Origin of the sequence: Brevibacterium sp. LE-L (assembly GCF_050214925.1) — a bacterium.
In the GTDB taxonomy this organism is placed as follows: Bacteria; Actinomycetota; Actinomycetes; order Actinomycetales; family Brevibacteriaceae; genus Brevibacterium.
In genome coordinates, this window is the sequence record NZ_CP189759.1 from 2,307,603 (window position 1) to 2,333,963 (window position 26,361).

Annotated in this window: 25 protein-coding genes; 19 read left to right on the forward strand and 6 right to left on the reverse strand. The window is 65.5% G+C overall.

The annotated features are described in order from the left end of the window. Nucleotides 1-63: 63 nt before the first annotated feature. Together ACQE2J_RS10280 and ACQE2J_RS10285 are read left to right on the forward strand one after the other, a co-directional pair. Nucleotides 64-1,002 carry a metal-dependent hydrolase gene (locus ACQE2J_RS10280; RefSeq protein WP_426937506.1) on the forward strand — a complete coding sequence of 313 codons (939 nt, stop codon included), beginning with the start codon at nt 64-66 and terminating at the stop codon, nt 1,000-1,002. 276 nt (nt 1,003-1,278) lie between these two features. Continuing rightward, nucleotides 1,279-2,049 carry a polyprenol monophosphomannose synthase gene (locus ACQE2J_RS10285; protein ID WP_426936274.1) on the forward strand — a complete coding sequence of 257 codons (771 nt, stop codon included), beginning with the start codon at nt 1,279-1,281 and terminating at the stop codon, nt 2,047-2,049. Nucleotides 2,050-2,160: 111 nt separating this feature from the next. On the opposite strand, the gene ACQE2J_RS10290 is transcribed toward ACQE2J_RS10285, so the two are convergent. Then, nucleotides 2,161-2,502: an RNA polymerase-binding protein RbpA gene (locus ACQE2J_RS10290; protein WP_135540857.1), complete on the reverse strand. Its 342-nt coding sequence runs from the start codon at nt 2,500-2,502 to the stop codon at nt 2,161-2,163. A 62-nt stretch (nt 2,503-2,564) separates the two neighbouring features. Continuing rightward, the gene (locus ACQE2J_RS10295) at nt 2,565-3,353 is read right to left on the reverse strand and encodes a glycerophosphodiester phosphodiesterase family protein (protein WP_426936275.1); all 789 of its coding nucleotides are present in this window, start codon (nt 3,351-3,353) and stop codon (nt 2,565-2,567) included. A 55-nt stretch (nt 3,354-3,408) separates the two neighbouring features. Here ACQE2J_RS10295 and ACQE2J_RS10300 point away from each other — a divergent pair, with 55 nt between their 5' ends. The 16 genes from ACQE2J_RS10300 (at nt 3,409) to ACQE2J_RS10375 (ending at nt 19,032) form a co-directional block, all read left to right on the forward strand. Next, on the forward strand, nt 3,409-3,732 hold the full coding sequence (locus ACQE2J_RS10300; RefSeq protein ID WP_426936276.1) for a hypothetical protein: 324 nt from the start codon (nt 3,409-3,411) through the stop codon (nt 3,730-3,732). Nucleotides 3,733-3,936: 204 nt separating this feature from the next. After that, nucleotides 3,937-4,680: a septal ring lytic transglycosylase RlpA family protein gene (locus tag ACQE2J_RS10305; protein ID WP_426936277.1), complete on the forward strand. Its 744-nt coding sequence runs from the start codon at nt 3,937-3,939 to the stop codon at nt 4,678-4,680. A 294-nt stretch (nt 4,681-4,974) separates the two neighbouring features. Further along, the gene (locus tag ACQE2J_RS10310; protein ID WP_426936278.1) at nt 4,975-6,333 is read left to right on the forward strand and encodes a flavin monoamine oxidase family protein; all 1,359 of its coding nucleotides are present in this window, start codon (nt 4,975-4,977) and stop codon (nt 6,331-6,333) included. 4 nt (nt 6,334-6,337) lie between these two features. Beyond that, the gene (locus tag ACQE2J_RS10315; protein WP_426936279.1) at nt 6,338-7,861 is read left to right on the forward strand and encodes an APC family permease; all 1,524 of its coding nucleotides are present in this window, start codon (nt 6,338-6,340) and stop codon (nt 7,859-7,861) included. Continuing rightward, nucleotides 7,858-8,265, forward strand: a complete 408-nt coding sequence (locus ACQE2J_RS10320; RefSeq protein ID WP_426936280.1) for a helix-turn-helix transcriptional regulator — start codon at nt 7,858-7,860, stop codon at nt 8,263-8,265. Before ACQE2J_RS10315 ends, ACQE2J_RS10320 begins: the two co-directional genes overlap by 4 nt. Before the next feature lie 19 nt (nt 8,266-8,284). Beyond that, nucleotides 8,285-8,695: a VOC family protein gene (locus tag ACQE2J_RS10325; protein ID WP_426936281.1), complete on the forward strand. Its 411-nt coding sequence runs from the start codon at nt 8,285-8,287 to the stop codon at nt 8,693-8,695. A gap of 5 nt (nt 8,696-8,700) precedes the next feature. Next, nucleotides 8,701-11,076, forward strand: a complete 2,376-nt coding sequence (locus ACQE2J_RS10330) for an ATP-binding cassette domain-containing protein (RefSeq protein ID WP_426936282.1) — start codon at nt 8,701-8,703, stop codon at nt 11,074-11,076. A gap of 213 nt (nt 11,077-11,289) precedes the next feature. Then, on the forward strand, nt 11,290-11,742 hold the full coding sequence (locus ACQE2J_RS10335) for a transglycosylase family protein (protein WP_425119420.1): 453 nt from the start codon (nt 11,290-11,292) through the stop codon (nt 11,740-11,742). A gap of 316 nt (nt 11,743-12,058) precedes the next feature. Beyond that, entirely contained in the window at nt 12,059-12,490 is a 432-nt protein-coding gene (locus ACQE2J_RS10340; RefSeq protein WP_425119421.1) for a DUF1801 domain-containing protein, read from the forward strand. A 112-nt stretch (nt 12,491-12,602) separates the two neighbouring features. After that, nucleotides 12,603-13,109: a hotdog fold domain-containing protein gene (locus tag ACQE2J_RS10345; RefSeq protein WP_426936283.1), complete on the forward strand. Its 507-nt coding sequence runs from the start codon at nt 12,603-12,605 to the stop codon at nt 13,107-13,109. A gap of 255 nt (nt 13,110-13,364) precedes the next feature. Continuing rightward, a complete protein-coding gene (locus ACQE2J_RS10350) occupies nt 13,365-14,111 on the forward strand; it encodes a DUF5058 family protein (RefSeq protein ID WP_135540835.1) in 747 nt (248 codons plus the stop codon). Nucleotides 14,112-14,121: 10 nt separating this feature from the next. Continuing rightward, nucleotides 14,122-14,850, forward strand: a complete 729-nt coding sequence (locus ACQE2J_RS10355; RefSeq protein WP_135540833.1) for a hypothetical protein — start codon at nt 14,122-14,124, stop codon at nt 14,848-14,850. Between the two features lie 77 nt (nt 14,851-14,927). Beyond that, the gene (locus tag ACQE2J_RS10360; RefSeq protein WP_426936284.1) at nt 14,928-16,160 is read left to right on the forward strand and encodes an amidohydrolase; all 1,233 of its coding nucleotides are present in this window, start codon (nt 14,928-14,930) and stop codon (nt 16,158-16,160) included. A 4-nt stretch (nt 16,161-16,164) separates the two neighbouring features. Further along, nucleotides 16,165-17,598, forward strand: a complete 1,434-nt coding sequence (locus ACQE2J_RS10365) for an amidase (RefSeq protein ID WP_426936285.1) — start codon at nt 16,165-16,167, stop codon at nt 17,596-17,598. Between the two features lie 137 nt (nt 17,599-17,735). Beyond that, nucleotides 17,736-18,251 (forward strand): ferritin, encoded by a 516-nt coding sequence (locus tag ACQE2J_RS10370; protein ID WP_135540827.1) that lies wholly within the window; start codon nt 17,736-17,738, stop codon nt 18,249-18,251. 295 nt (nt 18,252-18,546) lie between these two features. Next, complete coding sequence (locus ACQE2J_RS10375; protein ID WP_426936286.1) at nt 18,547-19,032, forward strand: Hsp20/alpha crystallin family protein; 486 nt, start codon at nt 18,547-18,549, stop codon at nt 19,030-19,032. A 94-nt stretch (nt 19,033-19,126) separates the two neighbouring features. On the opposite strand, the gene ACQE2J_RS10380 is transcribed toward ACQE2J_RS10375, so the two are convergent. Beyond that, on the reverse strand, nt 19,127-19,861 hold the full coding sequence (locus ACQE2J_RS10380) for a class I SAM-dependent methyltransferase (protein ID WP_135540824.1): 735 nt from the start codon (nt 19,859-19,861) through the stop codon (nt 19,127-19,129). Between the two features lie 154 nt (nt 19,862-20,015). Between ACQE2J_RS10380 and ACQE2J_RS10385 the strand changes: the two genes are divergently transcribed. Continuing rightward, complete coding sequence (locus ACQE2J_RS10385) at nt 20,016-21,275, forward strand: aminotransferase class I/II-fold pyridoxal phosphate-dependent enzyme (protein ID WP_135540823.1); 1,260 nt, start codon at nt 20,016-20,018, stop codon at nt 21,273-21,275. Nucleotides 21,276-21,441: 166 nt separating this feature from the next. Here the strand turns inward: ACQE2J_RS10385 and ACQE2J_RS10390 are convergent, their stop codons facing one another. The 3 genes from ACQE2J_RS10390 to ACQE2J_RS10400 all read right to left on the reverse strand — a co-directional run bounded on the left by ACQE2J_RS10390 (nt 21,442) and on the right by ACQE2J_RS10400 (nt 26,267). After that, complete coding sequence (locus ACQE2J_RS10390) at nt 21,442-22,296, reverse strand: 3-hydroxybutyryl-CoA dehydrogenase (RefSeq protein WP_135540821.1); 855 nt, start codon at nt 22,294-22,296, stop codon at nt 21,442-21,444. A 70-nt stretch (nt 22,297-22,366) separates the two neighbouring features. Continuing rightward, nucleotides 22,367-22,873, reverse strand: coding sequence for a peptide deformylase (locus ACQE2J_RS10395; protein ID WP_135540819.1), 507 nt, complete (start codon nt 22,871-22,873; stop codon nt 22,367-22,369). Next, nucleotides 22,866-26,267 carry a pyruvate carboxylase gene (locus tag ACQE2J_RS10400; protein ID WP_135540817.1) on the reverse strand — a complete coding sequence of 1,134 codons (3,402 nt, stop codon included), beginning with the start codon at nt 26,265-26,267 and terminating at the stop codon, nt 22,866-22,868. The genes ACQE2J_RS10395 and ACQE2J_RS10400 overlap by 8 nt, the downstream gene beginning before the upstream one ends. Nucleotides 26,268-26,361: the final 94 nt, after the last annotated feature.

A 26,361-nucleotide genomic window follows, 5' to 3' on the forward strand; every position in this document is an offset into this window, starting at 1 on the left:
ACCCGACGCTCCTGACACAGGTGTAGCCGCCAGCCCCGACGGTGTAGCCTGTCGGCTGTGACTATGTACTTTGGTGGAGATGTCTACAGCAGTATCGACCCGTTCGCCACGGCGCTGGGATGCGCCGACGGCAAGGTCTCGTTCATCGGCTCCGATGAGGCGGCCAAGGCTCTGGACCCCGAGGCGATCGACCTCAACGAGGATTTCCTCACACCCGGGTTCGTCCATGCCGGGCTCATCCTCGACGAGGCGGCGCCGAGCGCCGAACAGCTCTATACCCAGGGATTCACGCATGTGCATGCCATCGGCAGCGCCGAGGCGACCGCCGGCTTCGCCGCCGGTGCACCGGACGGCCTGTCGGTCGTGGCCTACCCGACGCTGACCGGAGACGGCACCGAGACCGCGGCCGACGCCGGTCGGGCCTCGATCGACGCCGAACGGCTCCTCACCCTGGAGGGCCTGCCGGAGCTCAGCCTCTACATCCTCATCGACTCGAACGACCGCCTCGGCGAGGTGCTCGCGGCGCTGCGGGCCGACCCGGCACACGCACAGCGGTACGGGTACCGCCTGCGGCTCGACTTCTCCGTGTCCGAGGCGCAGGTCGAAGCCCTGGGACGCAGTGGAGTCGCCATCACCGTCGATCCCGTACGGGAGCAGCCCCTCGCCCAGCTGCTCGCCGCCGGTGCGCAGATCTCGTTCTGCCATTCGCAGACCTCCCCATGGGCCGGTGTGCGCGATGCCGTCGTCGGCGACAACGGCATCGGCGCCCGCGCCGCGTTCAACGCCGCCACCCGATTCGCTCATCGGGCCGCTGGCAACCCCGAAGGGGGCGTGCTCGCCCCGGGAGCCGATGCCGATATCGTGCGGTGGCAGGTCGAGCGTCTCGTCGTGCAGGTCGCCGACCCGCGTGTCGCGGCCTGGAGCACCGACCCGCGGTCGGGAACTCCGGGTCTGCCGGAGCTGGCCGCGGACGTGGCTCTGCCCACACGAGTCGCCCTCTGAACCGGCGTCGGGGTCGGCGTGTCGAGTCGACACGCCGAGGAATCCAGACTTTTTTCACCCTGCTTCACGCCTTTGACCTGGGGTTTTGGTCATCGGCCCTGGTCAGATCGATTTTGCAAAGTCAGCGCCGACAACTAGATTCGTGATGAACATTCCGCCGCATGCGGGATGGAGTCGGCACTCCCGTCATTAGATAACTCGCCGCAGCAGCGGCGTGGTCCGAAGGCGGGGGTGTCGACTCATTGTCGCCGATGCCGAACGCGTATCGTGGAGTCCGTGCCTTCTAAGATTCTCGTCGTCATTCCGACCTTCAACGAACGTCTCGCCCTGCCGGTGACTCTCTCCGGACTGTTCGAACAGCAGCCTCAGATCGATGTCCTCATCGTCGATGACGGTTCACCCGACGGCACGGGGGAGTGGGCCGCAGAGCAGGCAGAGTCGGACCCGCGCATCAATGTCCTGCACCGCAGCGAGAAGGCCGGGCTCGGCATGGCCTATATCGCCGGATTCGAATGGGCTCTGGAGCGCGATTACGACATCATCTGCGAATTCGACGCCGACGGCTCGCACCGTCCTCTCGACCTCGAACAGCTGCTCTCCGTCGCGCGTTCGGGAGCGGCCGATCTCGTCATCGGATCCCGGTGGGTGCCAGGAGGCGCGATCGTCGACTGGCCGAAGTCGCGATACTTCCTCTCCCGTGGAGCCAACGTCTACGTCAATGCCGTCATCGGACTGGGCGTGAAGGATGCGACCGCAGGCTTCCGCGCCTACACTCGCGAAGTGCTCGAAGCGCTCGATCTCTCGGGCGTGCAATCACAGGGATACTGCTTCCAGATCGACATGACCTATCGCACCGTCGAAGCCGGCTTCCGGGTCGCCGAAGTTCCCATCGTCTTCGTCGAACGCGAGCTCGGTGAGTCGAAGATGAGCGGCTCGATCATCTCCGAGGCCTTCACGAAGGTCGCCGGATGGGGCCTGGATCGTCGCCGCCGGCAGCTGCGCCGGCTGCTGGGCGGCGACAGGTCACAACGCGCCGAGCCGGCCTGAGCACATCGCTCCCTCGCGCGGAGTGAGGCGAGACACCTGAAGGGGGTGCAGGCCGCGGCCTGCACCCCCTTCAGGTGTCTGTTCTGCGAGTTCTGCCTCCGCAGAGAGGGCTCAGCTCTGCGCCGGAACCTCTCCGCGACGGATCGCCAGACGCTCGTCGAGGAGCAGCTGGAGTTCGTCGAAGGACCGACGCTCGAGCAGCATGTCCCAGTGGGAGCGCACGTGCTTGACCGGCTCACCGTCGGGCTCATTGACTCCGACCCGCACGCCGATGCCGTGGATTCCCGAGTCCCATGTCGACGGGACTTCGGCTTCGATCGAGAAGGGCACCTTGAAACGGGTTCCGTCCTCGCATTCGAACTCGACCATCTGACGCGGTGCCGGCTCGACGCCTTCTTCGGTTTCGAGGCTGCGCGAGCCCAACTGGGTTCCGCGGAGACTGCGTTCGCTCATATCTAAGACCTTCCGACTCGAGTGCTCACCTTGGACGCAATGTAACAGTCTACCGTGTCCGTCTATTCCCCCATGCCCCTGTGCCTCCGGGGCCGCTGACGGTTGAGCACGTCAAGGCCCGTGGCGACGTCATCGGTGACGATGCTGTCGACTCCGAGGTCGAACAGCGCCTGCATCCTTTGCTCCTCATTCACCGTCCACACGTGGACGAGCAGGCCCTCACGATGGGCACGGTCGACGAAGTCCGCGGTGACCACGGGCACACCCCTGAACCGTTCGGGCACCTGGAGGGCGTCGATCTCCGGCGCCGAGGGCAGCAGACCGCGAGAGGGCAGCCCCGGCAGACGACCGAGGGCGAAGAGCGCCGTCTCGGTCGTCCCCGTCGAAGTGCGCACTCCGGGCAGGGCGGTGCGCAGCCGTCGCAGGGTGCCGGAGTCGAAGGAGGCGAGCCGGATCTGTTCTGAGGCACCGAGATTGTGGACGAAGCGGATCATCGGTCCGATGCTGTGTTCGGCTTTGACATCGATGTTCCATTCGACGGTCGGCAGCGCCTGCAGCAGTGCATCGAGGCGGGGGAGACGGCCGCCGGCGCTGAGTTCGATCGCATCGAGCTCGGCCGCGTTGAGTTCGCGGATGGCCTGAGGGCGACCGGCGATGCGCGTCAGGTCGGCGTCGTGCGCGGCGAAGAGGACGCCGTCGGCCGATGCGTGGACGTCGGTCTCCATCCAATGCACTCCCGCGTCCGCCGCGGCCGTGAACGCCTCGAGGGTGTTCTCGCTCATTCCCGGCCACAGGCCGCCACGGTGCGCGATGATCTCTGGGCCTGCGGTGGCCTCGGGCTGAGAATTCATGGTCCAATCCTAGTCCGGTGTTGATTTCGGCCCGAGCGTCATCAAGGATGGAGACATGAGCTCACACCGCGAACCCATCGAACCCGACTTCGTCATCGACTCCACCGCGAAGACACCGACCGAACGGGCCCGCCGTGCCGCGGGTCGTGCCTACACCGCGGCGAGCAGCGGAGTGAAGACCGTGCGCGAAGCCGCATCGACCTCACGCCTCATCGAAGCCACCGAGAACGGCGTCAACAAGGCCCTCGGATCACTGTCGCACGCCATCGACGATGCAGTGCGCAGCGGGAAGGTCGAACAGGCTTTCGACAAGGCACAGGAGAGGGTGACTTCGGGGGCCGCAGGAGCTCGCAAGTTCGTGACCCGCAAGTCCGAGTGATTCCTCGGGTGGGCAGACTCTCACCTGTGTGGCACGCCGTTCGGGCGTGCCACATTGCATTTGTAACAGTTCCTTAATTAGACTGACCCTCAGGTAACAATCCGATAACTTGGAGTCTTTCCTCGCGTGCACCGCTGCGACGAGGACTTCCCCCTGCATATCTCCGAGTTGACGAGAAATTCTCTGACGACGAGGAACATCACTGTGGGCAGACACTCAGCACCAAGCACCAAGGCGAGCGGCTCGCTCTTCTCTGCACTGACGGCGAAGAAGAAGGCCGGCCGCCATGCGCCGACACGCAGCGAGAACACCGCCGGAGGCGTGCTTGCCGCCGTGCGCACTCGCCCTGTGCTGTCAGCGTTCATCGTTCCCACCGCGGCGACGGCCGCGGTCGTGGCTTCGAGCCTGGCCATGGTTCCCGAGGACACGGCGCCGAATGATCAGGTCGTCGCCGAAGCCCCTGCCGTCTCCGCCGCCGAGCCGACGCAGGCGACAGACGAATCCCTCGCCAAGGCGAAGAAACAGGCCAAGGAGAAGCCCTCAGAGGTCACGATCGAAACGAAGGTCGAGACTCCCAGCCCCGCACCTTCCTCGACCGGGGGAGAGAAGTCGGACGAGAACGACGGGCCGTCGACGTCCGGCAAGTCGGGCGGCCAGTCCGGAAGCTGCCCGATGTCCTATTACGGCGGCGGCGACGGCTTCGACGGCAAGCAGACAGCCAACGGCGAGAGCTTCGATACGAACAAGCTCACCGCCGCTCACAAGTCCCTGCCCTTCGGTTCGAAGGTGAAGATCACGAACACGGCCAACGGCAAGTCCGTGACCGTGCGCGTCAATGACCGCGGCCCCTACCACGGCAACCGCTGCTTCGACCTGTCGAAGGCCGCGATGGAAGCCGTCGGCGGCGTCGGTGCAGGACAGATCAACGGCAAGTACAAAGTCCAGTGACCCAGGCGCCCAGCACCAGCTGAGATTCGTCACCGCCGCGGCCCGGTCTCCGGGACCGCGGCGGTGACGTCTCTGCAGAATCCGCGAATTCTGCGGAATCCGTGACCGAATGCGCGACCGAAAAACTCTGCGACCGTCGATCTCTGTCCGCCTCGGTGCCTCGTCCCGCGTCCTCGCCCGTTCCAGCCGTCACTCGGCCGGCCCTGCGGAATCCGCACCGGCTCTCACCCGCTTTGGAATCGGGGTGCAGGCTGGTTAGTCTGAGACCAACCCAGCCCCTCGGAGGAGATCGCCATGTCGGAAGAGTCCTGTGACGTCGTCATCATCGGAGCGGGCCCTTCCGGCCTGAGCGCCGCCCGCCGCCTGCACAGGGCGGGCCGCAGCGTCATCGTCCTCGAAGCCCGCGACCGCGTCGGCGGCCGCACGTGGACCGAGCACATCGACGGCCAGATGTACGAACTCGGTGGACAGTGGATCTCACCGGACCAGACCGCTCTGCTCACCCTCGTCGACGAACTCGGCAAGGACACCTATCCCCGGTACCGGGAGGGCGACAGCGTCTACATCTCCCCGGACGGAACCCGCACGGTCTACAGCGGTGAGATGTTCCCGGTGGGGGAGTCGACGCAGGCGGAGATGGAACGCCTCACCGGCATCCTCGACGAACTCGCTGCTCGAATCGGACCGCAGGCCCCGTGGGATGCCGAAGACGCAGCCGCACTCGACTCGATCTCCTTCCACCATTGGCTGCGGCAGCAGTCCGACGATGAACTCGCCTGCGAGAACATCGGACTGTTCATCGCCGGCGGAATGCTCACGAAGCCGGCCACGACCTTCTCCACACTGCAAGCGGTCCTCATGGCCGCCTCGGCGGGATCGTTCTCGAACCTCGTCGATGACCATTTCATCCTCGACAGGCGCGTCGTCGGCGGCATGCAGTCAGTGTCGGTGCAGATCGCTGCCGAACTCGGTGCCGAGACCGTGCGCCTCGACCAACCGGTACGCAGCATCGAGTGGTCGCAGAACTCCGTGCGCGTCTCCACCGACGAGCTCAACGTCCGAGCCGCTCGGGCGATCGTCGCCGTCCCGCCGAACCTGTACTCGCGCATCAGCTACGACCCGCCGCTGCCTCGGCTGCAGCAGATCTTCCACCAGCATCAGTCTATGGGGCTCGTCATCAAGGTCCATGCCACCTACGAGATTCCGTTCTGGCGCGAAGCCGGACTGTGCGGTACCGGATTCGGAGCCTCCCAGCTCGTCCAGGAGGTCTACGACAACACGAACCACGGGGAGGAACAGGGTACTCTCGTCGGCTTCATCTCCGATGTCAACGCCGATGAGATGTGGGCCCTCGACGAGGAGACCCGACGCACCCGCATCCTCGAATCCCTCGCCGATTTCCTCGGGCCGAAAGCACTGAGCCCGAGCGTGTTCTACCTTTCTGACTTCGGCGCCGAAGAGTGGACCCGCGGAGCCTATGCCACGAGCTACGACCTCGGCGGGCTGCACCGCTGGGGACGGTTCCAGAACGATCCCGTCGGGCCGCTGCACTTCGCCAGCTCCGACATCGCTGCCGAAGGCTACCAGCACGTCGATGGGGCGGTGAGGATCGGCACCGCCACCGCCGAGAGGATCCTCGGCGAGATCTCCTGAACCGATGAGCACTTCACAATCGTCACCGTCGACGGACTCGAGCGGACTGAGTTCGAAGGGCCTGTCTGCCGGAAAGGTCGGAGCCATCGGGGGTGCCGTCATCGGCATCTCGTGCATCGCCCCCGCCTATACGCTGACCTCCGGGCTGGGCCCGACGATCTCCGAAGTCGGCGTCCACACCCCGGCCGTTCTGCTCATCGGCTTCGTGCCGATGCTCCTCGTCGTCTTCGGCTATCGCGAGCTCAACACCGCGATGCCCGATTCGGGAACGACCTTCACCTGGGCAACACGCGCTTTCGGCCCCTGGCTGGGCTGGATGGGCGGGTGGGGACTCGTCGCGGCGACCGTGCTCGTGCTCTCGAATCTCGCAGCGGTCGCCGTCGACTTCCTGTTCCTGCTGCTGTCGCAGATCTTCTCCGATCCGCAGATCGCCGATCTCACCCGCGTGCTGTGGATCAACATTCCGGTGACGATCGTGCTCACCGCCGCCGCGGCGTGGGTGTCCTATCGCGGAGTCGAGGCCACCGAGAAGCTGCAGGTGTGGCTTGTGGCCTTCCAGGTGCTGGCGCTCGGCTGGTTCGTCGTTGCCGCGCTTGTCCAGGTCTCCGGCGGCACGGCCTTCGACCCGACCCCCGTCTCGCTCGACTGGTTCAATCCGCTCTCGGCCGGTGACTTCTCGACCGTCGCTGCGGCTGTGTCCCTGTCGATCTTCCTGTTCTGGGGTTGGGACACGGTGATCACGATGAACGAGGAGGCCAAGGATCCGGAGAAGACTCCCGGGAGGGCCGCGATGCTCACGATCATCGCGATCGTCATCATCTACCTCGCCTGCACCATCGCCGTGATCTCCTTCGCGGGGGTCGGCACCGAGGGACTCGGCGCGGGCAACCCGGCCAACCAGGAATCGATCTTCGCCTCTCTCGCCGGTCCCGTCATGGGACCCTTCGCGGTGCTCGTGTCGATCGCCGTGCTCTCGAGTTCCCTGTCCTCGCTGCAGGCGACGATGGTCTCGCCCTCACGCACGATACTGGCGATGGGCCACTACGGGGCGCTGCCGGAGAAGTACGGTCGCGTGTCGCCCCGGTACAAGTCGCCATCGGTCGCCACCGTCACCTCGGCGGGAGCGGCGATCCTCTTCTACGTCGTCATGCGTCTGCTGTCGGAGAACGCCCTGTGGGATACGATCACGGCGCTGGGCCTCATGGTCTGCTTCTACTACGGCATCACCGGACTGGCCTGCATCTGGTACTTCCGGCGGACCCTGTTCGCCTCGGTGCGCACCGTGTTCTTCAGGTTCCTGTTCCCACTCATCGGGGGAGTGACCCTGCTCGTCATCTTCGTCACCACCGCGGTCGATTCGCTCGACCCCGACTACGGCTCGGGCTCCTCAGTGTTCGGCATCGGGCTCGTCTTCGTCCTCGGGATCGGGGTGCTGGCTCTCGGCGTGGTCATCATGATCATCCAGTCGCTGCGACATCCGGAATTCTTCCGCGGGCGCACGCTGCGGCAGGGAGTCGAGACCGGGTGAACGAGCAGCTTGTGGCGCTGCGGCGAGTCCGCGACCTCATCGACCGTGAATTCGACCGCCCCTTGAGCGTCGAAGCCCTCGCCGCAGGTGTGCACATGTCGGCGGGTCACCTCAGTCGGCAGTTCAAGGCCGCGTTCGGAGAATCGCCGTATTCCTACCTCATGACCCGTCGCATCGAACGTTCCATGGCGCTCATCCGCCGAGGCGATCTGACGATCACCGAGATCTGCTTCACCGTCGGGTTCTCCTCTTTGGGCACCTTCAGCACCCGGTTCAGCGAACTCGTCGGGCTCTCACCGAGCCAGTACCGCAACGGAGTCGCCGCCGGTGAGCACCGATCGCCGACGATCGTGGTGAAGAACGCTCTGAGACCGGTCAGGAATCGAGAAGTCCCACCACGCTGAGCGGTCTACGATTGCTGTCATGAATATCTCGATCAACGCCAGTTTCCTTCCACACCTCGACGCCGAGGAATCCCTTCGCTTCTATCGCGAGGTGCTCGGGTTCGAACTCCGTCTCGACGTCGGTTCCGGTCGCATGCGATGGCTGACCGTCGGACCGCAGAACCAACCGGACACCTCGATCGTGCTCACCCCGCCGGTGACCGACCCGACCATCAGCGCAGCCGAACGCGAGACCATCGAGGCGCTCATCGCCAAAGGCAGCTTCGCGGCCATCGTCCTCGCCGCTGCCGACGTCGATGCAGTCTTCGCCGAGGTCGAGGCGAAGGGCGCCGATATCGTGCAAGAGCCGATGGACCAACCCTATGGTCTGCGCGACTGCGCCGTGCGCGATCCGGCCGGGAACATGATCCGCATCCAGCAGAGAGGCTGACGCGGATGCACCCAGCCGACGGCCATGACCTCATCCGCGTCCGCGGAGCCCGGGAGAACACGCTGAAGAACGTCTCCGTCGACATCCCCAAACGCCGGCTCACGGTGTTCACCGGAGCCTCGGGCTCGGGCAAGAGCTCGCTGGTCTTCCACACCATCGCCGCGGAGTCCCAGCGGATGATCAACGAAACCTATTCGGCGTTCGTCCAGGGGTTCATGCCGGCGATGGCCCGCCCCGAGGTCGACATGCTCGAAGGACTGACGACGGCCATCCTCGTCGATCAGGAACGGATCGGAGCGAACCCGCGCTCGACGGTGGGCACCGTCTCGGACATCAACGCGAAGCTGCGCACTCTCTTCGCAAGACTCGCCGAACCGAACCTCGGATCAATGAATGCCTATTCCTTCAACGTCGCCACCGTCAGCGGCAAGGGCGCGGTGACGATCGACAGAGGCGAGGGCACACAGGTCGAGAGGAAGTCGTTCTCCGTCAATGGTGGAATGTGTCCGCACTGCGAAGGCATGGGCACCGCCACGGACATCGCCATCGCCGAGGTGGTCGATGAGACTCGATCGCTCGACGACGGAGCCATCACGATCCCGGGATACAAACCCGGAGGATGGTCGGTGAGGATGTTCTCCGAATCCGGGTTCTTCGACCCGAAGAAGCCGGTCGCCGACTACGACGAGAGGGAACGGCACCACCTCCTTCACGCCGAAGGCGAGAAGGTGAGGATCAACGGCACGAACTTCACCTTCGACGGGCTCATTCCGCGCATCCGCCGGTCGTTCCTGTCCAAGGACCGTGATGCCATGCAGAAGCACATCCGCGAATTCGTCGACCGTGCCGTCGTGTTCACGGTGTGCCCCGAATGTGCGGGCACCCGACTCAATGCCGCGGCCCGGTCGTCGAAGCTGGCGGGGAAGTCCATCGCCGAGGTCTGTTCCATGCAGATCTCGGATATCACCGCGTGGCTCGATCGCGTCGAGGCCGGTCCCGCCTTCGCGCTGCTCGACTCGCTGCGTGCCGATGTGCAGGCCTTCGACGACATCGGCCTGGGCTATCTCTCGCTCGAGCGCTCGGCCGGGTCACTGTCCGGGGGAGAGGCGCAGCGGATCAAGCTCGTCCGCCATCTCGGCTCCGCTCTGACCGATGTCACGTATGTCTTCGACGAACCGACGATCGGTCTGCACCCGCACGATATCCAGGCCATGAACGAACTCCTCCTGGCCCTGCGGGACAAGGGCAATACCGTCCTCGTCGTCGAACACAAACCCGAGACCATCGGCATCGCCGATCACATCGTCGACCTCGGTCCCGGAGCGGGCAGCGCCGGGGGAGAGGTCACCTTCACCGGCACCGTCGAGGCACTGCGGGAGTCCGACACGCTCACCGGTCGCCACCTCGGCTATACGGTGGCGCTCAAGGACACGGTGCGGAAGCCGACCGGGGCCCTCGAGATCCGGTCCGCGGCACTGCACAATCTCCGTGACGTCGACGTCGACGTGCCGCTCGGGGTGCTCGCTGTGGTCACGGGTGTCGCCGGATCGGGCAAGAGCAGCCTCGTCGAGGGATATCTGCGTACCAGTGAGGGTGTCGTGATGATCGACCAGACACCGATCAGGGGGTCCCGGCGGAGCAATCCGGCCACCTATACGGGAATGCTCGAACCTGTCCGCAGAGCCTTCGCGAAGGCCAATGGCGTCAAACCGGCTCTGTTCAGTGCCAACTCCGAAGGGGCGTGCCCGGTGTGCAGCGGCGCCGGCATCATCTACTCGGACATGGCGCTCATGGGCGGGGTCTCGGCTCCCTGCGACGAGTGCGAGGGCAAGGGGTTCCAGGCCGCTGTGCTCGAATACCGACTCGGCGGGCTCAACATTCGGCAGGTCCTCGACCTGCCGGTGACCGCTGCGCTTGAGCATTTCGGTGCGGGGGAGTCGCGCATTCCCGCCGTCGTGCGGATCCTTGACAAGCTCGCCGAGGTGGGGCTGGGCTATGTCAGTCTCGGACAGCCTCTGACGACTCTGTCCGGGGGAGAGAGACAAAGGCTCAAACTGGCGGTGCACCTGTCGGCGAAAGCCGCCGACGCCGCTCAGGTGATCGTCCTCGATGAGCCGACGACGGGCCTGCATCTGGCCGATGTGGAGAAACTCCTCCGCCTTCTCGATGGACTCGTCGACTCCGGTCGCACGGTCATCGTCATCGAACACCACCAAGCGGTGATGGCTCATGCCGATCACATCATCGACCTGGGACCCGGCGCGGGACATGACGGAGGTTCCATCGTGGCCACCGGCACTCCCGCCGACCTCGTCGCCGGCGCCGGCGACGACGCAGCGGGCCTGACCGCACAGCACCTGGCTGCCTATGTCCGCGGCTGAGGATTATAAGGGGGAGACGCGGCACCGTCGCCCGGGTGCGCGCCCGCAGGGAGCGATGATCCTCAGGTCACGTTCAGACTCTGATGAGGCGATTCGGATGGCGATTCGGTGCTTTCGGGTTCACACTGCCCGGCACATTCGTTACGGTGTATAACGGCTCGGTAACGGCCGGGTTACAAAACCGAAATGCAGTCGTACTTTGGAGAAGACATAGTGAACCTCTACAGCACCAGCTTCCGCAAGGTCGCCCTGCTCGTCGGTGCCGGCGCAGTCGCAGCCGCCGGGATGACCGGCATGAGCGCAGGTCAGCCGGCCCAGGCAGCCGATAAGGGCGTCTGGGACAAGGTCGCCGAATGCGAATCCGGCGGTGATTGGCACATCAACACCGGCAACGGATACTACGGCGGGCTGCAGTTCTCCAAGCAGACTTGGAACGGCTTCGGCGGTTCCGGCACTGCGGATCAGCACAGCAAGAAGGAACAGATCCGCGTCGCCCAGAAGGTCCTCAAGGAGCAGGGCCCGGGCGCATGGCCGACCTGCGGCAAGAAGGCCGGGCTGACGAAGTCCAACGGCGCCGCCGATGATGGAGGCGGCAAGAAGGACGATGGCGGCTCGAAGGGCAGCGGCAAGGTCGGACTCGGCGGCAACGTCACCGTCGGCGGCTGACAGCATCCACAGATCAGCTGATCCAATCGTCTTGAGCGCTGTGCTCGATACTGAGGATCAGCGCTCATGGCCGCGAACGACAGGCAGGTCGTTCGCGGCCATTGCCGTTTCCGACGTCTTTGCGGAGGCGCCCGCACTGCACACGCGCATGGCACGCCGGTTCCGCGTTGTGCTGCCCTCTGCGTAGAACGCCGATAATATACATTATGTTAAGTTAAGATCAGAGGACCGCTCCCCGCGTCCGCATCTATGGTGGACACTGACGAATCGATTCCGCCGACGTGGACGAGCATCCGACGACCAATCGGGAGTTGATATGGCCCAGCGGACACCGGCCATGCGGCCGACCGGCGAATCCGTCGCAGAAATTCTCGACCGCGCACAGGGTCTCCGTCGCGCCGAGGCCGATGAGCTCATCAACCTCCTCGGCGATGTCTCCGGTGAGCAGCCCGTCGTCTGGGCCTCTCGGATCATCGGCTTCGGCGAAGTCACGTACACATACGAGTCGGGCCGTAGCGGAGCCATGCCGGTACTGGCCTTCTCCCCCGCCGCACGCCAGCACACGATCTACCTGACAAGTGACTTCGAGAGCCGCTGGGCTGATCTGATGGCACGTCTGGGCAGCTACCGCAGCGGCACGGCATGCCTGTATCTCACCCGCCTGGAAGGCATCGACCGGGTCGTGCTCCGCGAACTGCTCGAGCGCACACGCGACCACACGCTGGCCGAATGGTCCGACTGCACATAAGGCCGCCTGCCTGCTAGAGTCTACTGAAAAGTAACTTAGCTCACAGCGGCAGCGGACGACCAGTCCCATTCCTTGCCTTGGACGTTGGACCGCCGCCCGGAAGGACTCAACGATGACCGTCGATTCGGCACAGATCACAGCGATTCCCGGCTCCGGGAAGATCTATGCGCTGTGGAAGAAGATGCAGGACAAGCCCCTGGGCAAACGTCTGTTCACTCAGTCCGTCTGCTTCAAGGCTCCCTATTTCCGCTCGGTCCATCCACTCATCCACGAGCTGCGACCGGGATTCTGCCGGGTCAGCGCACCGAACCGCCGCGGAGTGCACAACCACCTCGGCACCTATCACGCGATCGCGGCCTGCAATATGGCTGAGGTCGCCGGCGGCATGATGACCGAGGCGACAGTCCCCTCCACGCATCGATGGATTCCGGCCGGGATGACCGTCGAATACAAGGCCAAGGCGACGACGACCGTCACCGCCATCGCGCGCCTCGATGAGCGCCCGGAATTCGGCGAGGAGAAGTTCGACCTCGTTGTGCCCGTCGACGTCATCGACGCCCACGGCACCGTGTTCGTCACTGCCGAGATCACGATGCACATCTCGCAGAAGAAGCGGTGAACTCCGGGCCGCACTCCCCTGTCGCTCGCACTTCTGCGTCTCCGCTGCTGAGGCACTGACCGTCGCTGAGGCCTTATCGATTCAACCGATGAGACTGACCGATGACATCAATCTCGACTAATGGGAACTTTCTACAGAACTGTGGTGCCTGACCAACCGGTCAGGTTATGTTGAAACCACGCACGCGTTTTGGTATACCACTGAGGCTTGCCGTCGTGCGTCCCTGCAACTCGACAATGATGTGAGGAGCTGACCATGCACCTGGCCAGCGGTTCGGCCGACTACATCGGCCTTGCGAATGCCCCGATTCTCTGGATCCTGGCGATGGCGGTGATGGGAGTCGTCGTCGTGCAGTCACTCATCTATATGACCGCGGTGAAGAAGAACGCGGAATCGGCTGGGATGAGCCAACGGGAAGTGCGCACTGCCTTCCGTGCCGGAGGTGTGGCCGCAATCGGCCCGTCCCTGTCCGTGGTGCTTGTGGCCATCGCCCTTCTGCCGCTGTTCGGCACTCCCCCGGTCATCGTCCGCGTCGGCCTCATCGGCTCGGCGGCCACCGAGGTGGCGTCGGCCTCGCTGGCCGCCGGCACGATGGGCGCGAACCTCGGTGACGAAACCTTCACTCGCGGTGTCTTCATCGTCGCGCTCATGGCGATGAGCCTCTCGGGTGCCGGATGGATGATCTCCACCCTCATCCTCACTCCGATCTTCAAGCGCAGCACCCACAAGCTCGAGAAGGTCAACCCGGCGCTGATGTCGATCATCCCCGGCGCCGCACTGCTCGCGGCCTTCGCGGCACTGACCTTCCGCGAGATCCCGAAATCGCCCACTCATGTCATCGCCGTCATCGTCTCGGCCGTCGTGATGAGCATCTGCCTGTTCCTGGCCAAGGTGCTCAAAGCGAACTGGCTCAAGGAATGGGGGCTGGGAATCTCCCTGCTCGTCGGCCTCGTCGCCGCCTACTTCGCCCACTATGCCGGTCTCGGCCTGCCCGAAGCCTGAGGAGCACATCATGTCATCGATCATCACTTCGCCTTCGCACGCGGCCTTCGAACGCACCACGACTCGCTGGGGCTCGATCACGCTCTTCATCGGCTTCCTCATCGCCACCTCGGTGCCGTTCTATCTCCTCTTCGTCGCCGACGCGAACGTCGACTTCGGAAACATCCTCAAGGGATTCCTCGCGGTCTTCGCCGTCTACGGCGTCTTCTACATCGTGGAACCGCTCACCTACTTCCCCATCCTCGGCCCGGCCGGTATGTATCAGGCCTTCATGATCGGCAACGTGTCGAACAAGCTGCTGCCCTCGGCCATCGTCGCGCAGGACACGATCGGCGCGAAGCCGGGCACCCGCAAGGGCGAGTACGCGGCCACCATGGCCATCTGCGGTGCCGCGATCATCCACGTGGCCTCGATGGTCATCTTCGTCGGCATCCTCGGAACCTGGCTCGTCGCCCTCATTCCCGCACCGATCACGCTCGTGGCCAAGCTCTATATCCTCCCGGCCATCCTCGGCGGCGTCACCGTTCAGCTCATCGCCTCCCTCCGGCAGGTGAAATCGACGCTCATCGCCCTCGGATTGGCAGCTCTGGTCATCCTCGTGCTCATACCGCTGGTGCCGGTGCTGGCTCCCGGCGACGTCGCCATCGTCGTCTTCCTCACCATCCTCATCACGTGGTTCACACGCAACAAGAAGGTCACGGACACGAGAAGCGGTGGAGACACCGTGGGCATCAACTGAGGTCCGGACCCCGAACACCGAAGACGAAACCGCAGACACCTGCCAAGATGGCAGAAGACCGGTTCAGAAAGGACACCATGTCTCTCAACCCCGCACTCCGCCAGTCACTCACGGCCGACCTCGGCCAGATCGTCGCCGACTACAAGGACTTCCACCGCACCCCCGAACTGTCGATGCAGGAGACCCGCACCGCAGCAGAGATCGACTCCCGACTCACGGCGATGGGACTGACCACGCACCGCTTCGGCGGCACAGGAGTCGTCGCCGTCATCGAGAACGGCAGCGGACCGGTGGTCGGCTACCGTGCGGACACCGACGGACTGCCGATCGCCGAGGACACCGGACTCGACTACGCCTCCACCGCCGAAGGCACCCTGCCCGACGGCACGACGACGCAGGTCATGCACGGCTGCGGCCATGACACCCACATCACCGTCGGGCTCTACCTCGCGAAATACCTCGTCGAGCACAAGGATCTGTGGACCGGCAGCGTGGTCATGCTCTTCCAGCCCGGTGAGGAGACCGGTCAGGGGGCCCGCGCCATGCTCGACGACGGCCTCTGGGACCGGATCGTGCGCCCCGAAGTCATCTACGGTCAGCACGTGTGGCCCGTTCCTGCCGGACACATCTACGTCAGCAAGGGCACCGCAATGGCGATGTCCGACTGTCTGCGCGTGACGGTCAAGGGCAAGCAGGCCCACGGCTCACAGCCGGAGAACGCCATCGATCCCATCGTGCTCGGCGCCTACATGATCACCCGACTGCAGTCGGTCGTGTCCCGTGAGATCGCCGGCAACGACATGGCGGTCGTGACCGTCGGCACGTTCCACGGCGGGCTCAAGGAGAACATCATTCCGGATTCCGCGGAGTTCAAACTCAATATCCGCACCTTCACCGAGGAGGTCCGTGAGGTCGTCCTCGACCGAGTCCGACGCATCATCCTCGCCGAGGCGCTGGCATCCGGTGCTCCGGAGCCCGAGATCGAGGAGATGTACGGGTTCCCCCGCTGCTTCAACGACCCGGAGGAGACGGCAGGCTTCCTCGAGCATGTCGGCGCCGAGCTGGGAGCCGAACAGATCCACCTCCAGAAGCCGGCCACCGGCAGCGAGGATGTCGGTGCCTTCGGCGACGACATCGGAGTCCCGTACGTGTATTGGTTCTTCGGCGGCTACTCCCCCGCCAAGTTCTCCGGCTCCGAAGCCCCCGCCGGCAACCACTCCCCGTTCTTCGCCCCCGACGACGTCGAGACCACATTGGAAACGGGCATCCGCGCCGCGCTCTCGGCGGTGCTGAGCAAGGTCGGACGGTGATCCGATGAGTGAGGAATCCCTGTGGTGGTCGACCCGAGAGCTCGCCGCCCGGATCGCTGCCAAGGAGATCTCGGCTCGCGAGGCGCTGGAGGCCCACCTTGAGCGCATCGATGCGGTCAATCCGATCCTCAACGCGGTCGTCACCCGCGATGACGAGGCGGCTCTCATCCAGGCGGAGGCGGCGGATGCGGCTGCGGCGCGCGGGGAGAGTCTCGGGGCCCTTCACGGGGTGCCGATGACGCACAAGGACACGCATGACACCGCCGGGATGCGCACGACCTGGGGCTCACCGCTCATGGCCGACCGTGTGCCCGAGTCCGACTCGCTCATCATCGCCCGGCTCAAGCGGGCAGGGATCACAACGACGGGCAAGACGAATGTGCCTGAGTTCGCCGCCGGTTCGCACACGTTCAACCCGGTGTTCGGTACGACCGTGAATCCCTATGATCCGACGAAGTCGGCCTCAGGGTCCTCCGGAGGGGTGGGAGCGGTGCTGGCCGCCGGCATCCAAGCGTCCGGCGACGGTTCGGACATGGGCGGTTCGCTGCGCTCCCCGGCCTCGTTCAACAATGTCGTGGGGATGAGGCCGAGCAACGGTCGCATCCCGCACATACCTCCGGCCGATCCGTATGCGTGGCTGGCTCAGGGCGGCTTCATGGCCCGCACGGTCTCCGACGTCGCTCTGCTCATGTCCGTGGCCGCCGGCCCCGATCCGCTGTGCCCTCGGTCCTGTCCGGAGCCCGGCAGCGTGTTCGACCTTCCTCAGTTCGCTCTCGGCGCTTCCCACTCCCCCGACCTCACCGGAGTCAGGGTCGGGTTCTCCCCGGATCTCGGCGGGCTCTTCCCGGTCGCCGAGGAGGTGGCCCGGATCGTTGCTGACAGTGCCGGCGTCTTCACCGATCTCGGTGCGGACGTCGACGACACGGTTCCCGACCTGCGCGACGCCGATGAAGTCTTCGGTGTCCGCCGCGCGCTGGACTTCGTCGGATCCTGGGGGCGGCTGGCTGCGGCCCATCCCGACCAGATCAAGGCCTCGGTCCGCTGGAACATCCGCATGGGGCTCGATCTCACCGGCGCCGAGGTGGCCTCGGCGGAGGCGGCCCGTGCGCGTCTGCACAGCGTAGTCGAACGATACTTCGCCGACCATGACGTGCTCGTGCTCACAACCTCTCAGGTGCTGCCCTTCGACGCGGGCATCGAATACCCGACCGAGATCAATGGCGTGCAGCTGGAGAACTACCTCGACTGGATGCGGTCCCTGTGCCTCATCTCGGCCACGGGCTGTCCGGCGATCTCCGTCCCTGCGGGCTTCTCCGCTTCGGGACTGCCGGTGGGCGTGCAGATCGTCGCCAGGCCGGGCGCCGATGTCGATCTGCTGCGCATCGCCCACGCCTTCGAAGTCGCCACCGGGCACCACGCTTCACATCCGCGGCTCTGAGGGCGAGTGCGCAGAGGTTTGGCAAACCTGCGTGGAGTTTGCCGAGCCTTTCCACACTGGAACGGTTCTAGAAAAGGTGTCACTATATTCTTGTACAGGCGGAATCGATCCGCTTGAGAATCGCAAAGGAGTAACAGATGCACCTGAGCCCCGCCATGCAGAAGGTCCTCAACGAGCAGGTCACCCTCGAACTCGAGGCCTCGCTGGTCTACCTGCAGCTGTCGATTCAGCTCGACGACCTCGACCTCCCCGGAATGACTCGCTGGATGCGCGCCCAGTCCGAGGAAGAGCAGGTTCACGCCGCCAAGTTCACTCAGCACTGCCTCGACCGCGGGTTCGCTCCTCAGATCGGCGATATCGCTGCTCCGAAGGTCTCCGGCTCGCAGCCGATCGACTTCTTCAAGGCCGCACTGGCCCATGAGGAGAAGGTCTCCGAATCCATCCGCAACCTCTACCGCACCGCTCAGGCCGAAACCGACCTCGACGTCCTGCCGCTGCTGCACTGGTTCATCGACGAGCAGGTCGAGGAGGAGTCGAGCATCTCCGAGATCATCGGCCGCCTCGAGCGCGTCGGCGAGGACGGATCGGGCGTGCTGCGCATCGATTCCGAACTCGGATCGCGTCACCCCGACATCACCGCCGACGGCGAGTGATCAGACCTCACGACGGTTGAGCCCGCTGCGCCCGCAGTGACGAAGGGCGGTCGATTCCCAGTGAATCGGCCGCCCTTCGTCGTTGCTGGAGACGAGACCAGAGCCCTCGGCTCGCTGGTCAGCGCACCGGAAGGAACGACTCCGCGAAGGACCGCCTCAGCGATGAGCACGGTGACGGCAGGCCGGTCACGCAGCACCCGAACCGGACTCGCAGAACTGTGAGTTTCATGAGTTCGGAATCATTTCAAAGTTGAGTGTGTTTGACTCAATAGAGCAACCGAACGAAAGGACGCACATGGCTACACGATTCGATCCCATCCGTGACCTCGACCGCTTCTTCTCCGAGGTCACTCGCACCCCGAACTCGACGACCCTGCCCATGGATCTCTACCGCGACGGCGAGGTCTTCATCGCCCGCATCGACATGCCCGGCGTCGACCCGAGCAGCATCGATGTCGATGTCGAGGACCGCACGCTCACGGTTCGCGCACGCCGCGAATCCGAGGTCGCGGACAAGGACGTGAAGTGGCTGACCCGGGAACGGACGAACGGCACCTACGCGCGCCAGCTCACGCTCGGCAACCGCGTGGCACTCGACCGCATCCGCGCCGACTACAGCGACGGCGTGCTCACCCTGACGATCCCCGTCGCCGAGGAGGCCCGCCCCCGGAAGATCACCGTGTCCCACACCTCCCCGTCCGGCAGCGCCGAGGTCGTCGAGTCGACATCGACCGACGGCGGACCGGCCGCTGACACCGCGACCGGCGGCTCTGCCGACTGATCGACCGGCAGATCCGACACGGCGGGCCGCACCTCGGGTGCGGCCTGCCGTTCGTCGTTGTCGGACACTCCTGCCCTTCCAGACAGCACCGCGCTCATGACAGCTCGAGCAGGTAGGCCAGACACATGTACGGGACATCCACGGTGCCTGAGACCGGATGTTCGTCGCGGAAGTATCCGCGCAGATTCGTCTCCACCCGGGTGCGGGTCGCTTCGTTCGATCGCAGCCAATAGGAGCGGGTGCGAGCGAGGTCGACGATGCCGTCGACGTCGAGTGGGGTCGTGAACTCGACGAGCCGATCGGCGATGAGTTCGAGCCCAGCACCCGGCTGCGGACGATACTGCGGACGGTAGACGTCACCGGCATGCATGATCCGGCTCAGACGAAGCACCCAGTCGACGCGCACGTCGAGCTGGTTGATGAGGATGAGCAGCCTGCCGCCGGGCACGAGGATCCGAGCGATCTCGGCGGCCGCGGCCGCCTCGTCGAACCAATGCCAGGCCTGCGCGACGGTGACGAGGTCGACGCTGCCTGCTTCCAGTCCCGTCGCTTCGGCCGTACCGACCCGACTGGGTGCTCGATTGCTCTCGAGTGCCACCGTGTCGGGGTCGACGGCAGTGACCTCGCTTCCGCGTTCGAGCAGCTCTCGGCTGAGAATTCCCGTTCCCGCGCCGAGATCGCACACCCGCAGACCGGCCCAGCCGTGTGTCCGGCCGGTGAGGGCGAGATCGACAGCGGACCCGGGATAGCCGGGACGGACCTCCTCGTAGATCTCGGCCTGGGCACCGAAACCGCGCCCGTGTGAGGCCCGCGCCCGTGGTCGCACCATCGTGTCCGCCTTTCGACTCATCGGTTTCGGCGCTCGACGTCACCGCTGTGCACAACTCTATCCTTGCCGCTCAGAACTGGGTCGATAGTCCACCGCGCCGGGCGGGGTCGTTAGGATGGAGGCACCGGCCCGATCCCAGCTCGAAGGAGCCCTCATGTCCTCACCGTCCGATCTGCAATCACGCCTCGATGAGGCGTCCGCCGCGTACGAGGAATTCGCTTCCCGTGGACTCAAGCTCGACATCACCCGCGGCAAGCCCGCTCCCGCACAGCTCGATCTCGCAGCCGATCTGCTCACCATGGTCTCCGGTGACGATGTGTTCACGCCCAGCGGGGTCGACACCCGCAACTACGGCGGCGCGGAGGGGCTCATCGAACTGCGCGAGATCTTCGCACCGCTGCTCAAAGTCCCGGCCGCTCAGCTGCTGGCCGGCGGCAATGCCTCGCTGACGTTCATGACCCAGGCCCTGACGTTCGCGCTCCTGCACGGAACCGCCGTCGACGATCGTCCATGGGGTCAGGGACCGCATAAGCTGCTGTGTCCCGTGCCCGGCTATGACCGGCACTTCACGCTGGCCGAATCACTCGGATTCGAGCTGCTGTCGATTCCCATGGACGATGAGGGTCCTGACCTCGCCGAGGCACAGCGTCTGGCCGAGGACCCCGCAGTCAAGGGGATGTGGGTGGTGCCGATGTATTCGAACCCCACCGGAATCACCATCACGGACAAACGCGCCCGCGAGCTGGCGCAGATGCCGGCCGCTGCCCCGGATTTCGCGCTGCTGTGGGACAACGCCTATGCGCTGCACCATCTGCGGGAGGACCATCCGGACAACGTCGACATCCTCAGCCTGTGCGCCGAGACCGGACACCCCGAACGTGCGTGGATCTTCGCCTCCACCTCGAAGGTCACCCATGCCGGTGCCGGTGTCTCGTTCTTCGGCGGAGGACCCGCCACCGTCGGCTGGATGACCGCGAACCTCGGCAAGGTCGCGATCGGCCCGGACAAGATCAACCAGCTGCGCCACGTCCGCTTCTTCACCGACTCCGCCGGTGTCGAGGCGCATATGCGCAGACACGCTGAGATCATCGCACCGAAGTTCGACGCCGTGCTCAAGGCCCTCGGAGACGGGCTCGGACCCGATGACCTCGCTCGGTGGACCTCCCCCGAGGGCGGGTACTTCATCACGCTGACGACGATGGACGGCATCGCCGACCGGGTCGTCAAGCTCGCCGCCGAGGCCGGAGTGAAGCTGACTCCGGCCGGGGCCACCCACCCCTATGGGCTGGATCCGAGCAACAGCATCATCCGCATCGCCCCGACGATGCCGACCCTCGAGGAGGTGGAGCTCGCCGCCCAGGGTCTCGTCGCCTGCGTGCGCCTGGCGAGTTTCGAGAAGCTCAAGGTCGGCTGAGCCCATTCGATCGGAGTCCGACGCACACCACGGGCTCGGACGAGCAGAGAGGAGGGCCGCTGCGAACCCATCGGTTCGCAGCGGCCCTCCTTCTCTGTGTGCGAGTCTCTGTGCGCGAGGCCCGAACCGAGAAGCTCGGTGCAGGCGCCTCCACGGCCGCGCAGGCTCAGTATTCGTAGAAGCCGCGTCCGGACTTCACACCGAGCAGACCGGCGTCGACCATGCGTGAGAGCAGCACGGGCGGCTTCGCCGCCGGGTCACCGGTCTCTTCGAAGATGCTCTGCGCCGCGTACAGGCACGTATCGAGCCCGACGAGGTCGGTGAGCTTGATCGGACCCATCGGGTGGGCGCAGCCGCCGACCATCCCCGCGTCGATGTCCTCCTTCGTCGCGAACCCGGACTCGAGCATCCGGATGGCGCCCAAGAGGTACGGGATGAGCAGCGCGTTGACGATGAAGCCGGGACGGTCCTCGGCCTGGATCGGGTTCTTCCCGAGCACATCGGCGACGAACGAGGTCACGGTGTCACGGACATCATCGGCGGTGAGCACGGAGGACACGATCTCAACCAGCGGCTGCACGGGAGCCGGGTTGAAGAAGTGCACACCGAGCACGCGTTCGGGACGCGCGGTCGACTGGGCGAAGCGGACGATCGGCATCGAGGATGTGTTCGAGGCGAGAATCGCCTCGGGGTCGGTGACGACTCCATCGAGTTCGGCGAAGATCGACTTCTTGATCTCCTCGTTCTCGCTGGCGGCTTCGATGACGAGCTGACGATCGGCGAGTTCGGCGATGTCAGTGGTGAACCGCAGACGGCCCAGGGCTTCGTCTCGGGCCTTCTCGTCGAGCTTGCCCTTCTCCACGGCACGGCCGAGCGACTTCTCGATCCGGGCGCGTCCTGCGGCGGACGCCTCTTCGTTGATCTCACGGACGATCACGTCGAGCCCGGACTTCGCGAGCACCTCGGCGATACCTGCTCCCATGAGCCCGCTGCCGATGACTGCTGTGCGCTGAATATTCACTGGCGTCTCCTTCTTTGTTCATAGTTGATGATCGGGGACCGTTCGAGGTGCGGTCGGGACGATGCGTCGATCAGGCGTTGCGGCTGAGGAACCAATCGGCCGACCGGATCGCCTTCATCGCCTCGCGGCGGCGCTCGGTGGGCAGGGTCTGGATGTAGACCTGGCCGTCGAGGTGGCCGACTTCGTGCTGGAGCATCTGGGCGAACACCTCGCGGCCCTCGATCTCGACCGGACGGTTCTGCGCATCCACCCCGCGCACTCTGGCGAATTCGTAGCGTGGGGTGGGGAAGAACAGTCCGGGGACCGACAGGCAGCCCTCTTCGATGTCGCGCAGCTCTCCCCCGACTTCGACGATCTCCGGGTTGATGACATAACCGGTGCGTCCGTCGAGGTCGTAGCCGAAGGCGCGCAGCCCCACACCGATCTGTGGGGCCGCGACGGCGGCACGGCCCTCCGGCCGTGCCGTGTCGACGAGGTCGACCGCGAGAGCTTCGACGCTGTCGTCGAAGACCGTCACCGCTTCGCAGCGGCTGCGGAGGACGGGATCGCCCCACAGCCGGATATCGCGCTCAGGCATCGATCACCACGACGAGGTCGCCGCCTTCGAGCTGCTGGACATCGGAGATGGCCACCCGGGACACGGTGCCGGCCGTCTGCGTGGTGATCGTCGCTTCCATCTTCATCGCTTCGATCGTGGCGACGGTGTCGCCGGCCGCGACCCTGTCCCCCTCATGGACCTGCATGGTCACGACGCCGGCGAAGGGACTGCCGACATGGCCGCGGTTGTTCGGATCGGCCTTCTCTGCGGTCTTGACTTCGCTCTCGACGGAGCGGTCGCGCACCTGCAGCGGGCGCAGCTGTCCGTTGAGGGTGAACATCACCGAACGCATGCCGCGTTCGTCGGTGCCGCCGACGGCTTGGACTCCGATGAGCAGGTTCTTGCCCTTGGACAGTTCGACCGCGTGTTCCTCTCCGGCGGTGAGGCCGTAGAGGTATTCGGAGGTCTCGACCACGGAGAGGTCTCCGTAGTTCGAGCGCATCGACTCGAATTCCTTCGTCGGTCCGGGGAACAGAAGCTCGTTGAGCTTGTCCTTGCGCTCCCGGCCCGGGGTCTCCAGTGCGGCCGCGTCCTCGGGTTCGAGGTGTTCGGTCAGCGGTTTGGGCGAGCGTCCGGCCAGGGCCTTGGTCCGGAACGGCTCGGGCCATCCGCCCGGAGGGTCACCGAGGTCGCCGCTCAGGAAGCCGATGACCGAGTCCGGGATGTCGAATTTATCCGGGTTCTCCGCGAACTCCTCCGGTGAGACACCGGCTCCGACGAGGTGGAGCGCGAGGTCGCCGACGACCTTCGACGAGGGGGTGACCTTGACGAGGTGGCCGAGGATCGAATCGGCGGCAGCGTACATGTGCTCGATGTCTTCGAACCGCTCCCCCAGACCGAGGGCGACGGCCTGCTGACGCAGGTTCGACAGCTGTCCGCCGGGGATCTCGTGGCGGTAGACGCGACCGGTGGGTCCGGCGAGACCGGACTCGAAGGGTGCGTAGAGTTTGCGCACGGACTCCCAGTAGGGTTCGAGGTCGCTGACGGCGTCGAGGCTGATACCCGTGTCGCGTTCGGTGTGCTCGAAACCGGCGACGAGGGCCGAGAGGCTCGGCTGGCTGGTCGTGCCGGCCATGGCCGCCGAGGCGGCGTCGACGGCATCGGCGCCGGCAGCGGCTGCCGCGTACAGAGTGGCCAGCTGTCCGCCCGCGGTGTCGTGTGTATGGACGTGGACGGGCAGGTCGAAGTTCTCGCGCAGTGCGGTCACGAGCTTCACCGCCGCCGCCGGACGCAGCAGTCCGGCCATATCCTTGATCGCGAGCACGTGGGCACCGGCCTCGACGATCTGGCCCGCCAGACGCAGGTAGTAGTCGAGGGTGTAGAGCTCCTCACGCGGATCGAGGATGTCCGAGGTGTAGCACAGGGCCACCTCGGCGAGCGAGGAATTCGTCGCACGCACCGCTTCGATCGCCGGACGCATCTGTTCGACGTCGTTGAGTGCGTCGAAGATGCGGAAGATGTCGATGCCGGTGCGGGCGGCTTCGTCGACGAAGGCGTCGGTGACCTCGGTCGGGTACGGGGTGTAGCCGACGGTGTTGCGCCCGCGCAGCAGCATCTGGAGGTTGATGTTGGGCACCGCCGCACGCAGAGATTCGAGACGCTCCCAGGGGTCTTCGCCGAGGAAGCGCAGGGCCACATCATAAGTGGCTCCGCCCCAGGCCTCGATGCTCAGCAGCTCAGGGGTCATCCGCGACACGTGTCCGGCCACGGCCAGCAGGTCGCGGGTGCGCACACGGGTGGCGAGCAGGGACTGGTGGGCGTCGCGGAACGTCGTGTCGGTCACTGCCAGTGCGGTCTGCTCACGCAGGGCGCGGGCGAATCCCTCGGGGCCGAGCTCGGCGAGGCGGTCGCGGCTGCCGGGTGCGGGAGTCGCCGACAGGTCGATGTCGGGAAGCTTGTCGCCGGGGCGGATGCGCAGCCCGGGCTCGCCGTTCGGGCGATTGACCGTGACGTCGGCGAGGTAGTCGAGCAGCTTCGAACCGCGGTCGGCGCTGACACGAGCGTCGAGCAGCTGCGGGCGCTCTTCGATGAACGAGGTGGACAGGTCGCCGGCGACGAACGAGGGATCGTCGAGGACGGCCTGGAGGAACCCGATGTTCGATGACACACCGCGGATGCGGAACTCGGCGAGGGCCCGCTTGGCGCGGCCGACGGCCTGCGGGAAGTCACGCCCGCGGCAGGAGAGTTTGACGAGCATCGAGTCGAAGTGGGGGCTGACGGCGGCCCCGGCGTGGACGGTGCCACCGTCGAGGCGGACACCCGCACCGCCGGCGGACCGGTAGGCGGTGATCGTGCCGGTGTCGGGCCGGAAGGAGTTCGCGGGATCCTCGGTGGTGATCCGGCACTGCAGGGCGGCGCCCTTGATGCGCATGTCCTCCTGGTGCAGGCCGATCTCGTCGAGGGTGGCACCGGCGGCGACGCGCATCTGCGAGGCGACGAGGTCGATGTCGGTGATCTCTTCGGTCACCGTGTGCTCGACCTGGATGCGCGGGTTCATTTCGATGAACACGTGTTTGCCGGCGCGCGGGCCGTCGGTTTCGAGCAGGAACTCGACGGTTCCCGCGTTCTGGTAGCCCAGTGCCTTCGCGAACTTCAGGGCATCGGCGTGCAGCTCGGCCGCGATCGCGGGATCGAGGTTCGGTGCCGGTGCGATTTCGACGACCTTCTGGTGACGACGCTGGACCGAGCAGTCACGTTCGAACAGGTGGATGGCGTTCGAGTCGTTGTCGGCCAGCACCTGGACCTCGATGTGGCGCGGACGCTGCACGGCCTGCTCGATGAACACCGTCGGGTCGCCGAAGGCGCCTTCGGCCTCACGCATGGCGGCCTTGAGAGCATCTTCGAGGTCGGTCGGGTCGGCGACACGGCGCATGCCGCGACCGCCGCCGCCGGCGACGGCCTTGACGAACAGGGGATACTCCATCGATTCGGCATCGGCGAGCAGCTGCGCGATATCGGCCGAGGGACGTGTCGAGTCGAGCACGGGAATGCCGGCGTTGCGGGCTGCGGCCAGGGCCTGGACCTTGTTTCCGGCGAGTTCGAGGACATCGGCCTGCGGGCCGATGAAGGTGATTCCCGCCTCGGCGCAGGCGCGCGCCAGGTCGGGGTTCTCCGAGAGGAAGCCGTAACCGGGGTAGATCGCGTCGGCACCGCTCTCCTTGGCCACCCGCAGCATCTCTTCGATGCTGAGGTAGGCGCGGACGGGATGGCCCTCCTCACCGATCATGTAGGCTTCGTCGGCCTTCATTCGGTGCTCGGAATTGCGGTCCTCATACGGGAAGACCGCGACGGTGGAGGCTCCGAGCTCATAAGCGGCACGGAACGCACGAACGGCGATCTCTCCGCGGTTGGCCACGAGAACTTTAGAGAACATAGGTGTCTCTCACTTCTGTAACGGCCGCACTGGGCGACTGGTCGACAAGCTGTCGGGAACATACTCTACTCAGTGACCTGAGACACCTTCGCGG